The 13252-nt window shown below is 76.3% G+C and carries 12 protein-coding genes; 2 read left to right on the top strand and 10 right to left on the bottom strand.

Annotation, left to right across the window (positions count from 1 at the left end):
• Nucleotides 1-125: 125 nt before the first annotated feature.
• The gene (locus ACLGIH_RS31275; protein ID WP_416528640.1) at nt 126-1562 is read right to left on the bottom strand and encodes an MFS transporter; all 1437 of its coding nucleotides are present in this window, start codon (nt 1560-1562) and stop codon (nt 126-128) included.
• Between the two features lie 143 nt (nt 1563-1705).
• On the opposite strand from ACLGIH_RS31275, the gene ACLGIH_RS31270 reads away from it, so the two are divergent.
• Both ACLGIH_RS31270 and ACLGIH_RS31265 read left to right on the top strand, forming a co-directional pair.
• Nucleotides 1706-2374, top strand: coding sequence for a TetR/AcrR family transcriptional regulator (locus ACLGIH_RS31270; protein WP_416528639.1), 669 nt, complete (start codon nt 1706-1708; stop codon nt 2372-2374).
• Between the two features lie 35 nt (nt 2375-2409).
• A complete protein-coding gene (locus ACLGIH_RS31265; RefSeq protein WP_416528638.1) occupies nt 2410-2877 on the top strand; it encodes a nuclear transport factor 2 family protein in 468 nt (155 codons plus the stop codon).
• A 30-nt stretch (nt 2878-2907) separates the two neighbouring features.
• Here ACLGIH_RS31265 and ACLGIH_RS31260 read toward each other — a convergent pair whose 3' ends face one another.
• The 9 genes from ACLGIH_RS31260 to ACLGIH_RS31220 all read right to left on the bottom strand — a co-directional run bounded on the left by ACLGIH_RS31260 (nt 2908) and on the right by ACLGIH_RS31220 (nt 13245).
• Nucleotides 2908-4653 (bottom strand): ABC transporter ATP-binding protein, encoded by a 1746-nt coding sequence (locus ACLGIH_RS31260; RefSeq protein ID WP_416528637.1) that lies wholly within the window; start codon nt 4651-4653, stop codon nt 2908-2910.
• The gene (locus ACLGIH_RS31255; protein WP_416528636.1) at nt 4650-6389 is read right to left on the bottom strand and encodes an ABC transporter ATP-binding protein/permease; all 1740 of its coding nucleotides are present in this window, start codon (nt 6387-6389) and stop codon (nt 4650-4652) included. Before ACLGIH_RS31255 ends, ACLGIH_RS31260 begins: the two co-directional genes overlap by 4 nt.
• The gene (locus ACLGIH_RS31250) at nt 6386-7474 is read right to left on the bottom strand and encodes a SagB/ThcOx family dehydrogenase (RefSeq protein WP_416528635.1); all 1089 of its coding nucleotides are present in this window, start codon (nt 7472-7474) and stop codon (nt 6386-6388) included. The genes ACLGIH_RS31255 and ACLGIH_RS31250 overlap by 4 nt, the downstream gene beginning before the upstream one ends.
• Nucleotides 7475-7482: 8 nt before the next feature.
• On the bottom strand, nt 7483-8859 hold the full coding sequence (locus tag ACLGIH_RS31245; RefSeq protein ID WP_416528634.1) for a YcaO-like family protein: 1377 nt from the start codon (nt 8857-8859) through the stop codon (nt 7483-7485).
• Complete coding sequence (locus ACLGIH_RS31240; RefSeq protein WP_416528633.1) at nt 8856-10337, bottom strand: CocE/NonD family hydrolase; 1482 nt, start codon at nt 10335-10337, stop codon at nt 8856-8858. Before ACLGIH_RS31240 ends, ACLGIH_RS31245 begins: the two co-directional genes overlap by 4 nt.
• Complete coding sequence (locus ACLGIH_RS31235) at nt 10334-11173, bottom strand: hypothetical protein (protein ID WP_416528632.1); 840 nt, start codon at nt 11171-11173, stop codon at nt 10334-10336. The genes ACLGIH_RS31240 and ACLGIH_RS31235 overlap by 4 nt, the downstream gene beginning before the upstream one ends.
• An 87-nt stretch (nt 11174-11260) precedes the next feature.
• Nucleotides 11261-11380 (bottom strand): streptamidine family RiPP, encoded by a 120-nt coding sequence (amiA, locus tag ACLGIH_RS31230; protein ID WP_416528631.1) that lies wholly within the window; start codon nt 11378-11380, stop codon nt 11261-11263.
• A gap of 81 nt (nt 11381-11461) precedes the next feature.
• Nucleotides 11462-12259 carry an ABC transporter ATP-binding protein gene (locus ACLGIH_RS31225; RefSeq protein ID WP_416528630.1) on the bottom strand — a complete coding sequence of 266 codons (798 nt, stop codon included), beginning with the start codon at nt 12257-12259 and terminating at the stop codon, nt 11462-11464.
• Nucleotides 12260-12312: 53 nt separating this feature from the next.
• A complete protein-coding gene (locus ACLGIH_RS31220; protein ID WP_416529526.1) occupies nt 12313-13245 on the bottom strand; it encodes a FecCD family ABC transporter permease in 933 nt (310 codons plus the stop codon).
• Between the last annotated feature and the right edge of the window lie 7 nt (nt 13246-13252).

Genomic DNA, 13252 nt, shown 5'->3' with positions numbered 1-13252 from the left:
CTCCCCATGCGTCCCTTCCTCGTCGCCGTGCCGCCGTCGACGATATCGCCCTCCCCCCTCGCGCCGGTGTTCGGGGAGTGCGCGGACGGCCGACAGGGCTCCGGCGGGGTGCCCGAGGCGTCGGGTCAGTGCACGTGCGGAGCACCGGTCGAGTGCGGCGTGCCGCGCGGCACCAGGCCCAGGGCCACGACGGCGCCGGCACCGGCGGTCACGGCACACACCGTGAAGGCGTCGGCGAAGCCACTCACCGAGCCCCGCTCGATGCCGGCGGCCGCAGCGGTCGAGACGACCGCGACACCGATCGAGGCTCCCACCTCGTGGAAGGTGTTCACGACCCCGGAGGCCAGCCCCGCCTCCCGGTGCTCCACCATCGCCAGCGCGGTGGTCGTCGCGGTGACGAAGACCGCGCCGATGCCGAAGGAGGCGATCACGAAACCGGGCAGGAGCCCGCCGTACACGCTGCCGGTCTCCGACAGCCGGGTCAGCGGAATGGTCCCGGCGGTCGCGACGAGCAGGCCCGCCACGGCGGTCGGGCGACTGCCCATCCGGCCGACGAGCCGGGAGCCGAGGTGGGCGCCGACACCGGTGGCGACGGCGACGGGCAGGAAGACCAGCCCCGTCCGCAGCGGGCTGAAGCCCCGGATGTGCTGCAGATACACGGAGCCGACGAAGAAGAACGCGATCAGCAGGGCGGTGGCCGTCAGCATCAGGAAGGCCCCGGCGAGCACCGGTCGCCGGGTGAACATCCGCAGGTCCATCAGCGGGGCCCGGCCGGCCCGCTCGACCGCCGCGAAGGCCGCGTAGGCCAGGACCGCGCCGACCAGCGGCAGCAGGGTCGAGGCGTCCGCCCAGCCGGCGTCCCCCGCCTTGACCAGGCCGTAGATCAGGGCGGCGGTGCCCGCGGTGACCAGCAGCGCGCCGGGGGCGTCGAGCCGCGCGGGTCGCGGAGCACGGGCCCGCACGTAGGCGGGCAGGGCGGCCAGCAGAAGCAGACCGACCGGCACGTTGATGTAGAAGACCCACTGCCAGCCGGGCCCGTCGGTCAGGGCGCCGCCAAGCAGGACGCCGGCCGCCGAGCCGGTGCCGCCTATCGCCGCCCACACGCCGAGTGCCTTGTTGCGCTCGGCGCCGTGGAAGGTCGTGGTGACCACGGAGAGCGCGGCCGGGGACAGCAGGGCCGCCCCGACGCCCTGGCCGATGCGGCCGCCGAGCAGCGCGGGGGCGTTTAGCGCCAGTCCGGCGACCAGGGAGGCGGCGGTGAAGAGGGCGACCCCGGCGAGCAGTGTGCGGCGGGCGCCGAGGGCGTCGGCGAGCCGGCCGCCGAGCAGCATCAGCCCTCCGAAGCAGAGGGTGTAGGCGGTGACCACCCAGGTCAGCGCCTGCCGACCGAGGCCGAGGTCGGCCGCCATGCCGGGCAGGGCCACGTTCACGACGGTGACGTCCAGGACCAGCATGAACTGCGCGAGGCAGATCAGTGCGAGCGCCGTCCACCGGCGTGGGTCGGCGGGCGGGTGGTGGACGCGTTCGGCGGTGTGCGGTGTCCCGGAGGGCGAGTGGGTCATGGGGTCTCCTGAGGGCGGGCGGGCAGACGGTTGCGGTCGCGCCGGCGCGCCATGTGGTTCGACCGGCGACCCTTGAACTGTACTGTTCAGTTCAGTTCAGATGAACTCAACAGTACAGTTCAGCTGGGTGTTAGGGTCGGCCCATGAGCGTGGACGGCGTCAAACGGCCCCCCGGCGGACCCCGTGCGGAGCTGAAGCGGCAGGCCATCGTGCGGGCCGCCCGCCACCTGTTCCTGCGGGAGGGCTTCGGCGTGGGCATGGACACCATCGCCGCCTCGGCCGGTGTGTCGAAGGTGACCGTCTACAACCACTTCGGCAGCAAGGAAGCGCTGTTCACCGCGGTGATCACGGACGCACTCGACGAGCCGCTCGGTGGCGAGTCATCGGCCGCACTGGAAGGCCTGGCCGAAGCCGAGGACCTGCCGGCCGCACTCGTCGAGGCGGCACGCACATGGGTCCACGCCGTCCGCGCCGACCAGGAGGTCACCGCGCTGCGCCAGCTCGTCGCCGCCGAGCTGCACCGCTTCCCCGAACTGGGCGAAGCCTGGAAGCAGCGCGCCGCGGAGAGCCACCACCCCGCGCTCGCCAACGCGCTGCGCACCCTCACCGAGCAGGGCCGGCTGCGGATCGGTGACCTCCAGGTGGCGATCATCCAGTTCTACGGACTCCTGGTCTTCCCCCACCTGGTCTTCGGCTCCTTCGGCACGGAGATCGACGAGGACCTGACAGACCGTCTCATCACCGGTGGCGTCGACATGTTCCTCCGTCACTACGGTGCGCAGGCCGAGGGCCGGGACGGCGACGAAAAGTGATGGCCGCGCTCCGGCGCCCTTGATAGGAAGTCCGGATGGCCAACGATCCTCAAGAACGTCTGCTTGCCGAGCGCGCGTGCGAGCGTCTGATCCTCGAGTTCGTCCGGGAGCTGGATCTGGGCCGGCCCGGTGCGGTGGCGGACCTCTTCACTCCCGACGGGGTCTGGGAGTGGCCCGAGGGCAACCGCAGGATCCAGGGGCGCGACGCGCTGCGGACCTACTTCGGTTCCCGGCCCGCCGACCGCCTCTCCCGCCGCGTCTGCACCAACATCCTGGTGACGGTCACCTCGCCGTCGACCGCCGAGGCCACCACGTACTTCACCACCTACCGCGTCGACGGTCACACGGGGGGCATGGTGCCCCCGCGGCCCCCTGTGCAGGTGGGGCACTACGAGGACACGTTCCGCAGGGTCGACGGTGAGTGGCGGCTTGCTGCCCGCCTGCTGTTTCTCGCCTTCGCCGGGCCCACCGAGCACGTCGGTCCGGCCGGTCCGGGCACGTGAAGCGCGTGGGGCCTGCCCAGGTGTGAGGATTCAGCGCGGCGCGACGGCCAGGACCCGGTTCAGTGCTCCGCCGGGCCGGGCGGTCAGCTCCTGCCAGGTGCCTTGTTCCGCGACGCGGCCTTCCTCCAGTACGGCGATCCGGTCGGCCCGGCGGATGGTGGCGGGGCGGTGGGCGATGACGATCGTGGTGCGCTCCTCGCCGGTACGGGACAGGACCGCGGCGATTTCGGCGTCGCCGGTGTTGTCGAGGTGGGCGGTGGTCTCGTCCAGGACCAGGACCCGGGGGTCGGCGAGCAGCGCGCGGGCGAGGGCGATGCGTGCGCGCTGGCCGCCGGAGAGGGTGGCGCCGCGTTCGCCGACCAGGGTGTCCAGGGAGGCTATGCGGTCGACCCCGCACAGCCGCGCCGCCTCGGCGAGGCGGTGGTCGTCGGCGGACGGCGCGGCCAGGCGGAGGTTTTCGGCGAGGGTGCCGTGGAAGAGGGGGGTGTCCTGGCCGACGACGGCGATGGCGCGGCGCAGGTCGGCGTCGGTGAGGTCACGCAGGTCGACGGGGGCGCCGGCGGCCGGCACCAGCTCGATGGCGCCCGCCGTGGGATCCCAGAAGCGGGCCAGCAGGTGGGCGCAGGTGGATTTGCCCGCCCCCGAGGCGCCCACGAGGGCGAGGGTCTGCCCGGCCGGGACGGTGAGCCGGACGTCCTGGAGCACCGGGCGGTCGCCGTAGGCGAAGCTCAGGTCGTGCAGGCGGACCCCGAGCGGGCCGGGGGGCAGCGGCCGGGCCGTGGTGGGCTGCGGGGCGAGGGCGGGGGCCCGCAGCCCCGCGTCGACCCGGGCCGCGGCGGCCCGCAGTCCCATGGCCTGGCTCAGCGACCTGGCCGACTCGGCCACCGGGCCCAGCACGGACAGGGCCAGCGCCATGGCGGCCGGCGCCCAGGCGCCGTGCAGACGTCCGGCCGACACGGCCTGGGCGGCGGCGGCCACCACGCCGAGGACGGCGAGGACGATCAGCAGATCGCGCACGGCGGCGGCCATGGCCTCCCAGGTGGCCTCGGCCCGCTGGGCCTCCCCCAGTCTCCGGCCCTTCTTCTTGAGCCGGGTCCGGCGCTCGGCCAGCCCGCCGAAGGCCAGCAGCTCGCGCAGGCCGTCGACGGTCTCCACGGTGTCGGCCGACAGTTCGGCGGCGGCCTGCCGGGTGCGGGCGCCCCGGGCCGTGCGCCCCCGCGCGTCGGCGAAGGGCGCCACGGCCAGCAGGACGGCCACCGGGAGCACGGCGATCAGAAGCCAGGGTTCCACCGCGGCCAGGACCGACGCCCCGCCGGCGAAGACCGCGCCGGAGGCCAGCAGCTGGGCGGTGGTGTGGGCGTAGAAGAACTCCAGTGCCTCCACGTCGGCCATGGCGGTGGCGGCCAGGTCGCCGCTGCGCCTGCCCGCCACCCGGGCGGGAGCGCTGCGGGCCAGCCCGTCGAAGACCCGTACCCGCAACTCGGCGAGGACCCGGTAGGCCAGGTCGTGCGAGAGGTCCATCTCCCGCCAGGTCATCACGGCCCGCAGGACGACGAGGGCGGTGAGGGCGGCGACCGTGCCGGCCGAGGGGGCGCGGCCGGTGCTGACCGCGTCGCCCACCGTGTGTGCCGCCAGCGTGACCAGCGTGACCAGCGAACCCTGCTCGACGAGTGCGGCGGCGCAGGTGCGGACGACCATGGTGCGGTGCCCGGCGAGTGCGGGCAGCAGCGCGCGCAGCGCGCCACGTTCGGGGAGCGTGGTGCCGGTGCTGCTCATGCGGCCAGCCCTTCCTCGTGCGTGCGGCCCGCCGCGGCGAGCTGGGCGTACAGTCCCCCCGCGGCGACGAGGGCGTCGTGGTCGCCGACGGCGTCCACGCGTCCGCCGTCCAGGACCACGATGCGGTCGGCGTGCCGGACAGCGGCCAGCCGGTGGGCGACGACCAGGACGGTCCGTCCGCGCGTCGCGGCCGTCAGGTCGCGGACGATGTCCGCCTCGCGGCGTTCGTCGACGGCGCTGGTGGCCTCGTCGAGGACGAGGACGCGGGCGTCGGCCAGCAGAGCGCGGGCGAGGGCCAGGCGCTGCCGCTGGCCCCCGGAGAGGGTGGCGCCCCGTTCGCCGAGGACGGTGGCGTAGCCGTCGGGGAGGGCGGTGATCTCGTCGTGGATCCCGGCGGCCCGGGCGGCGCGCTCCAGGTCCTCGTCGGTGGCGTCGGCCCGGGCCAGGCGCAGGTTGTCGGCGATGGTGGCGTGGAAGAGGTACGTCTCCTGGGAGACCACGGCTATTCCGCGCCGCAGTGAGTCGAGGGCGTAGGCGGCCGTGTCCCGGCCGTCGACGGTGATCCTGCCCCGCCGGGGGTCGTGGTGGCGCAGCAGCAGGGCGAGCAGGGTCGACTTGCCCGCGCCGGAGGGGCCGACGACGGCGGTGGTGCGGCCGCCCTCGGCGGTGAAGGTGACCCCGCGCAGCGTCGGCCCGTCGGCGCCCGGGTAGGCGAACTCGACGTCGGTGAAGCGCACTCGGGGCGGCGTCCGCCAGTCGGCCGGTGCCCGTCCCCCGTCCGTGACGGCGGGTTCGGTGGTGCGCAGGGCCGCGATCCCGTCGGCGGCGGACGCGCCCAGGTATCCGGCGTGCCATTCCCGGGCCAGGTCGCGCACGGGACGGAAGCACTCGCCGGCCAGCAGCAGGACCAGGTAGGTGCCGGTGGCGGTGGTGGCGCCGGTCACCGCGGACCAGCAGGCCAGCAGCGCGGCGGCGGCGGTGCCGCCCTGGACGGCCAGGTCCGTGATGCCCGTGTCGACGAGCGAGACCCGGAGTTTGGCGACCGTCGCCCGGTGCAGCTGGGCCGACCGTTCCTCCAGCCGCCGCCGGGTGCGGCCGACGGCGCCCGCGGCACGCAGCGCGGCCATGCCCTGGAGGGCTTCGAGGTAGTCGGCGCCCAGCCCTTCGTAGGTGTCCCAGTGCTCCTTCCCGCGTTTGGCCAGGAGCCGGTCCCAGGCCCGCGGCCCGGCGAGGGCGAGCAGCAGCGCCGGGACGAGCCCGAGCAGGGCGCGCGGTTCGATCACCGCCACGGCCGCCAGCAGCAGGGGCGGCGCGGTGAGGGTGACGATCAGCTGGGGCAGGTAGCGGGAGACGTAGGCGTCGACGCCCTCAACTCCGTCGACGAGGGTGGTGCGCACGGCTCCGGTGCGGGCGGTGGTGAGGTGGGCGGGGCCGAGTCGGCCGAGGTGGGCGAGGAGTTCGTCGCGCAGCCGGATCCTGACGTGTGCGCCGGCCCGGGTGGCGGTGCGCCGCTGCGTCCGGCCGAGCGCCGAGCGGACGGCGACGACGGCGACGGCCGCCGCGAGCAGCCCGGGCAGTGAGCCGTTCTCGCCGCGTGCGATGGCGGCGAGCGCCTGGGCGAGCAGCACGGCCTGGAGGAGCCAGCTGAGGGTGACGGCTCCCTGGAGGAGCGTGGCCGCGAGCAGCGTGTGCCGCGCGTGCCGTGCGGCGCGGCGCAGCTCCGGGTGGACGATCACGAGGTCCCCTCCTGTGGTCGGCCGGCCCCCAGGGCCAGGCCGTGGACGATCCAGTGCTGTCCCGGCTCGCCGCCCAGCGCGGCGCCGAGGTCGGCCCGCTGCCAGGAGCCGACGGGGCGGGCGGGCAGTCCGCGCCGCAGGGCGGTGAGCTGGGCGCAGCCGACGGCGTGCCCGGCGTGCAGGTGGTCGCGGCGGATGCGCGGGGCGTCGGCGGCGGACGGGCAGCCGTAGCCGATCAGGACGGCGCCGGCCGTGGCGATCCAGCCCTGGCCGGCCGCCCAGCCGGCGAGTGCGGGCCGGGCCTCCCCGGCGGCGAGCCGCCGCAGGGTGCCGTCGGGCGCGGTCTCGACGAGTTCCGGCCGGGGTCCGCCGACGGCCACGCACCAGCGCAGGTGGCCGGCTCCGGCCGTCTGTGCGGTGGCGAGCACGGCGTGCAGGTCGTCGCGCGCGGGGGTGCCGTTCAGCGGCGGCCGGGCGCTGCGGCGGGCCAGCAGGTCGGCGGCGGTGGGCGGCCGCGGCTTCCGCGCGGCGGGTCCGGGAGCGGGCGGTGCCACGTGGACGGCGGCCAGCGGCCGGTCGGTGGTGCCGTCGAGGCGGAGGGCGGGCCGGGGGGTCCCGGCGGCCCGGGCGGCGAGCCGCAGTGCGGCCGCGGCGTGCCCGGTGTCGAGCAGCAGCAGGGGCAGGGCGCGATGGCCGTAGTGGCTCTCCGTGCGCCGCGGGGTGACGGACAGCTCGACGGTGGCCCCGGGCGGGTGGTCGTGCGGTGCCGGGCCGAGGCGGTGGACCCGGTGGCGCAGCGGGTCGTAGCCGTACGCCCCGGGCGGCAGCGAGCAGTCGGCGCCTACCACGAGCCTGGCGTCGACCGGGTGGAGCGCGCCCGCGGACGGGGTGGGCCGCAACCGTCCGGTCGGGTCGGCCGCGGCCAGCGACAGGCGCAGCAGCCGGCCCAGGTCGAGCCGGCCGGGAGCGGCCGGCGGCAGGTCGTGTGCGGGGCCCGGCCAGTCGCGGACGGCGGGGCCCGCGGGGGTGTCCGGGCCGGGTTCCTCGGCGGTTCGGGCCCGGGCGAGGGCGGTGACGAGATCCATGGCGCGGCTCACATGTGCGGCGGAGGGGCGAGCGTGAAGTCCTCCGGCGCGCTGGGTGCCGTGGTGCGCCAGCCGCGGGCCACGGCGGTGTCGGCCAGGCGCGGGCAGCCGAAGTAGCCGAAGGCGGCGGGGGCGTTGGGGAGCAGTCCGGAGACCAGGACGCGGGCGACGCGCAGCGCCGTCTCGGCGACGTCCTCCGTCGTCAGGTCGAAGGTCATGACCCGGTGGCCGCCCCGCTCCAGCGCCCGCTCCAGCTGCTCCCGGCTGCCGGGTGCGACGGCGTCGAGGGGGACCACCCCGAGGGCGGGCTCGGTGAACCGCCGGGCCTCGGACTGCATCCGCGCATCCAGCCACACCTGGACGTGCGCGCCCAGGTCCCGTACGTGCCGGAAGTGTTCGCCGCACGCGTCGAGGTAGCGGCGGTCCTCGCGGTGGTCGAGGTAGAGGCCCTTGGCGAGCAGGCCGGCGTCGACGGCCTGGAAGACCCAGCCGTCGGGGCCGGTCAGGCCCTGGGTGAAGACCCAGGTGTGCACCGCCTCCAGTACGGCCTTGCGGGCGGCCTCGGCCGGGTCGTACTTGCAGGCGAACCCGGCGGCGTACAGGTCGAGTACCGGGTCGTGGACGAGGGCCGCCATGCAGGGGGCGAACTCGGAGGGCATCTCGGCGAGCCACACCCGCAGTCCGGAGCCGGCGAGGTCGTCGGCGAGGCCGGGCACGGTGTCCGGGTCGATGCCGCGGGCGGGCCCGTCGAGGTGCCACCACAGTTCCAGCGCGTCGCGTTCGGCGATCTCCAGCAGGGCGCGTTCCACGGCGTCGTCGAATCCCTGGCCGGTGGCGATGCCCGCGTAGTTGAGGTGGTGGGTGCGCGGCAGGGAGCGCAGGTCGCCCTGGCGCCAGTTGAGGTGGGTGAGGGAGACGGGTGCCCACACCTCGGCGGTCCGTCCGTCGGGCAGCCGTTCGGTGCCGCGGGTCCACAGGGCGGGCGTGTCCTCGGTGAGGCGCCGGTAGGGGAAGCCCTCGCGGGCGTACTGCCAGTCGGCGTACGCCGGGAGTTCGTCCGGGGCGTAGCGGCGCAGGCCCTTGCGGGTCAGTTCGGCGGCGGTGGCGTGCAGCGGGGCCTCGGGGTGGCCGGGCGGCGGGAGGCGGTTGCCGCAGTAGCGTTCTATGCCCTCGGCTATGGCGGCGGTGCGCGCGGTGGCGGGGTCGCCGAAGGAGGTGCCGAGCGAGACCCGGTCGGCGGGCCACAGCCCGAGCCTGCGGGCGTCGGAGACCTCGGCGGTCATCGCCGTGTAGCGGGGCGGGGCGCTGGCCGGGTGTTCGACGGGCTTGACCTTGCGGACGATGCCGCAGACCGGGTCGACCAGGGCTTCCAACGGCAGCGTCATCGCAGGATCTCCTCGGTGGGGTCGGTCGGGGTGGGGCGGTTGCGGAGCACGGCCAGCCGGAGCCGGAGGCGCGCCGGATCCACCTCGCGTGCGGAGGCGGTGAGGCGGGTGGCCGTGACCGGGTCCTCGCCGGTGTGCGGGTTGCGGGCGTGGGCCGGGAAGTGGTGCCCGGCGATCTCCAGGCGCAGCCGGGCCCCGGCGGGCAGCCGCCGGGCGAGCCGGCCGAGCGGAACGGTGAACTCGGCCGCCTGTCCGGGGGGTTCCCGGCGCCGGACGACGCCGACGGCGAGCCGCTCGGCGTGCCCGTCGGGGGTGAGGACGGCGAGCCGTGCGAACCAGTCGGCGCACGGGGTGGCGGCGCGGGCGCGCAGCCGTACGCCGGCGGGGCCGAGGAGGTCCAGCGGGCGGGGCAGGGGTGCGGTGACGAGCAGGCAGCGGTCGGGCTCCCCGGCGGACGGCACGGTCAGCTCCGCGGAGTTCACCGGGCGTTCCGGGTCGGCGGTGAAGGCGGCGCCGCGCAGCAGGCGCAGGCGGGGCGCGTACGGCTCGCCCTCGGTGCCCGCCGCCGTCCACAGCGGACTGCCACCGAGCGCCACCGCCCCGGACCGTCCGCCCGTCAGGAGCCCGGCGAGCGCGGCCCGCGCCCAGCGTGCGTACAGGTCGCCGAGGCACAGGTGATGGGCGTCCGTCGCGCCGGGTCCGGGTGCGGTGACGAGTCCGTGTCCCCACGGCCCCATCAGCAGGCGCGCCGAGGGGCCGCCCCAGTGGCGCCACAACTCGACGGTGTCCTCGGCGAAGTGGTCGTGGTGGCCGCCGACGGCGAGCAGGGGCATCCCGGCCCCGGCGGCCCGGGCGGCCGTCCGTCCCCGTTCGCGCTCGCGCCACACGCCCGGCCAGGAGGGCAGGTCCCGTCCGAGCCGTCGCGGGAGGTCCAGCAGCGGCAGGTGGGCGAGCAGGCCGGGGTCCGCGGTGAGCGCTCTCTCCAGCGCGCCGGCGTCCGAGTCCGGCCGGTCGCCGTGTGCCGCCCACCACCCGGCGCGGGCGAGCAGCCGCTCCGCTCCCGAGGGTTCCCGGGCGGTGTCGGCGGTGCCGAGGGCGGGCACGGCGGCGACGACCGCGTCGGGGCGCGCGTCCTCGGGTGCCTCCAGGGCCAGGGCGAGGGCGCAGTGGGCGGCGTAGGAGGCGCCGGCGGCCACCAGGCGCCCGTCGCTCCAGGGCCGGCGGCGGATCCAGCGGGCGGTGGCCGCGCCGTCCGCGGCCTCGACCGCGTAGGGCCGCCACTGCCCCGGCGACGCGTGCCGTCCGCGCACGTCCTGGGCCACGGCGGCGAATCCGCGGCGTGCCCAGCCGCTCAGCTCGGCCCGGTGGGCCCGCCGGTCGTAGGGGGTGCGGACGAGGACCGCGGGGAAGGGCCCGGGGCCGTCCGGGAGCCGGACGTCGGTGGCCAGGCCCCGCACGGCCGTGCTGTACGTCGTCACCTGGCGGCCGCCGGGCGGGGCGCCACGTCGGGGACGGGCAGGACCGGGTGTTCGGTGACGGTCAGGGTGCGCAGGTCGACGCGGCGCAGTCGGCGCCGGGCGGGCAGCGGGCCGGGACCGGGGGCGTCGGTGGCCCACCGGGTGAGGTCGTCGGCGAGCAGCGCGGCCAGGAGCGCCGCCGCCGGGGCGGTGAGCCGGACGGGCGCCCCGGCGGTGCGCGGTCCGCGCCAGTAGGCGGCCAGTTCGCGGTGGGCGGGGGTGGCGGCGAGGCGGCGGGCGCGCAGGTGGGCCGAGGTGACGTCGCCGGCGGTGGTCGCCGGCGGCTCCACGTAGGCCTGCCGGCCCTCGCGATGGCAGCGCAGCCAGGCGACGCCCCGCTCGGGCAGCCGGTCGGCCCGGTCCCACAGGCCTTCCGGGACGGGGCCGTCGAGGCACCACACCACCGCCGCGACGTCCTCGGCGATCGGCTCCTCGGCGGTTCCGGTCCGTGGCTCGGCGCCCGCGGCCCGCAGCAACCCGGCGAGCGGCTCGGTGAGCGCCCGGTCGCCCAGGAGCAGGACGGGCCGGCGCCCGGCAGGCCACTCGGCGGTCGCGGCCTGCTCGGCCGGGTGTCCGGCTTCGGTCAGGTAACCGGCCTCGCCGAACGCGCTGAGGAGCCGGTCGAGTTCGGGGTCCGGGCCGGCCGGTGCCGCTCCGGACAGCCGGGAGCGAAGGGCGTGCTCGTCCGCGTCTCCCGTCCGGACGCGGAGGAACTCGCCGTCGGCCGTGCGGACGGCGAGCCCCAGCCCGTCGACGGCGACGACCTCGACGCCCGGGGCGAGCCGGCTGGGGGACATGTCGGTTCTCCTGGAGGCCATGGGGTGGGAAGGAGGCGGGCCCGCCCGTGGACGGACGGGCCCGCGACTGGGCGGAGCGGCCTTCGCCTACTCCTCGGTGTCCTCGAAGGGGTTCTCCACGAGGGCGTTGGAGTGGGACGCCGAGTCGTGGGCCAGCTGCCCCGGGTCGGCGATCGGCGCGAAGACCTTCTCGTGCTCCGTCTCCATGAACGTTCCTCCTTCACAAGGGGGTTGTGGCGTTCTGCTGAGCGCCACACCGGAACCTTATTGAATATGATTATCGTTTTTCTAGTTGGCGAGTGGGTGATCTGGGTAACACACCGGCCAACCGCCCTCGGGGTCCTGGCCGACCCGTCCCGAAACCCGCAGCACGTCCGCGAGGAAGCCGGGCGTGACGATCTCCTTGGGCGCCCCGTCGGCCGCCACGCGCCCGTCCCGCAGTGCCACGATCCGCTCGGCGAAGCGGGCGGCGTGCGCGAGGTCGTGCAGCACCATGACGACGGTCAGTCCGCGTTCCGCACGCAGCCGCACCACGGTTTGCAGCACGTCGAGCTGGTGGTGCAGGTCCAGATAGGTGGTCGGCTCGTCGAGCAGCAGCACGCGGGTGTCCTGCGCGAGCGCCATGGCGAGGCGCACCCGCTGCCGCTCACCGCCGGAGAGCGCGTCGACGGGGCGGTCGGCCCAGTGGCCCACGCCGACGTCCGCCAGCGCGCGGTGCACCACCGCGTCGTCGCCCTCGCGCAGCATGCCGAGCGGGCCGCGGGCCGCGTACCGGCCCTGACGGACGAGCTGACGCACCGTCATGCCGGGCACGGCCGGGGCCGCCTGGTGCAGCAGTGCCGCCTGGCGGGCGGCGGCTCGCCTGGTCAGCCGGGCCAGGTCCTGCCCGCCGAGCAGCACCCGCCCCTCGCCGGGGCGCAGCAGCCCGGCCGCGAGCCGCAGCAGGGTCGACTTGCCGCAGCCGTTCAGCCCGACCAGGGCGGTCAGTTCGCCCGGTTCGACGGCCAGGTCGACGCCGCGCAGCACGGGTCGGCCGGGGTATCCGAAGTGGACCCCTTCGACACGGATGCCGACGGGTTCGCTCATGCTCAGTCCTTCACGTCGGTGGTGCGGCGCCCGCCGGGAGGGGGCTGCCACGTCTAGAAGCCCTGGTCCGGCGTGCGGCGCACGACGATCAGCAGCAGTGCCGCGCCGACGCACGTGGTCAGCGCGCCCACGGGCAGCGTCAGTCGGCCGGCGTCCCCCACCGACGCCAGCAGGCGGGAGGCCGCCTGCGCCGCCGCGTCGGCCCCGCCCACCACGACCGCCCCCAGCAGCGCGGCTCCGGGCAGCGTGATCCGCAGATCGGCGCCGAACACCGCCACGGCGACGTGCGGCACGAGCAGCCCCACGAAGCCCAGTGCGCCCACCGCCGCGACCGCGCCCGCCGTCAGCGCCACCGCGCACAGCAGGGCCAGCGTGCGGGAACGCGCGGCCGACAGCCCGGCCGCGGCGGCCAGTTCGTCCCCGCAGCGCAGGAGGGTCAGCGGCCCGGACAGCAGCCAGGCCACGACGAGCCAGGGGAGCCCCCAGGGCCACAGCAGATGCCAGTGCTCCCACACCCGGCCCTCGGTGCTGCCGACGAGCCACTGCACCACACTGCCGAGCTGTCCCGGCGCGACCAGCAGGACCACCGCGGTGAGCCCGCCGAGCACCGCCGAGACCAGCACGCCGTGCACCGCGGTCTGCGCGGGGTCGCCCCGGCCGCGCCCGGTCAGCAGCCACAGCAGTCCCGCCCCGGCGCAGCCGCCCGCGCACGCGGCGACGACCACGGCGAACGGCGACTGCCAGCCCGCGAGTCCGAGCCCGGTCGCGGTGACCGCGCCGAGCACCGCACCCGGCGTCACGCCCGTGACCTCGGGCCCGGCCAGCGGATTGCGCAGGGCCGACTGCAGGACCAGGCCGGCCGCCCCGAGACAGGCACCCGCGCCGAGGGCCACCAGCAGCCGGGGCAGCCTCAGCTGGAACAGGACATGGCGTTCCAGTGCCCCTCCCCCGCCGGCCAGGACGTCCCGGACCACGGCCGGGGACATGGCCCGC

Source organism: Streptomyces hamibioticus (assembly GCF_047946815.1).
In the GTDB taxonomy this organism is placed as follows: Bacteria; Actinomycetota; Actinomycetes; order Streptomycetales; family Streptomycetaceae; genus Streptomyces.
The sequence above is the reverse complement of the archived record's forward strand: the minus strand, read 5'-3'. Positions and strand labels throughout refer to the sequence as shown.

Excerpts from the sequence above, each read along its gene's own strand:
- ACLGIH_RS31265 (WP_416528638.1), top strand. The coding sequence starts at position 2,410 with ATGGCCAACGATCCTCAAGAACGTCTGCTTGCCGAGCGCGCGTGCGAG.
- ACLGIH_RS31250 (WP_416528635.1), bottom strand. The coding sequence starts at position 7,474 with ATGGATCTCGTCACCGCCCTCGCCCGGGCCCGAACCGCCGAGGAACCC.
- amiA (WP_416528631.1), bottom strand. The coding sequence starts at position 11,380 with ATGGAGACGGAGCACGAGAAGGTCTTCGCGCCGATCGCCGACCCGGGG.
- ACLGIH_RS31245 (WP_416528634.1), bottom strand. The coding sequence starts at position 8,859 with ATGACGCTGCCGTTGGAAGCCCTGGTCGACCCGGTCTGCGGCATCGTC.
- ACLGIH_RS31270 (WP_416528639.1), top strand. The coding sequence starts at position 1,706 with ATGAGCGTGGACGGCGTCAAACGGCCCCCCGGCGGACCCCGTGCGGAG.
- ACLGIH_RS31235 (WP_416528632.1), bottom strand. The coding sequence starts at position 11,173 with ATGTCCCCCAGCCGGCTCGCCCCGGGCGTCGAGGTCGTCGCCGTCGAC.
- ACLGIH_RS31260 (WP_416528637.1), bottom strand. The coding sequence starts at position 4,653 with ATGAGCAGCACCGGCACCACGCTCCCCGAACGTGGCGCGCTGCGCGCG.
- ACLGIH_RS31275 (WP_416528640.1), bottom strand. The coding sequence starts at position 1,562 with ATGACCCACTCGCCCTCCGGGACACCGCACACCGCCGAACGCGTCCAC.
- ACLGIH_RS31220 (WP_416529526.1), bottom strand. The coding sequence starts at position 13,245 with ATGTCCCCGGCCGTGGTCCGGGACGTCCTGGCCGGCGGGGGAGGGGCA.
- ACLGIH_RS31225 (WP_416528630.1), bottom strand. The coding sequence starts at position 12,259 with ATGAGCGAACCCGTCGGCATCCGTGTCGAAGGGGTCCACTTCGGATAC.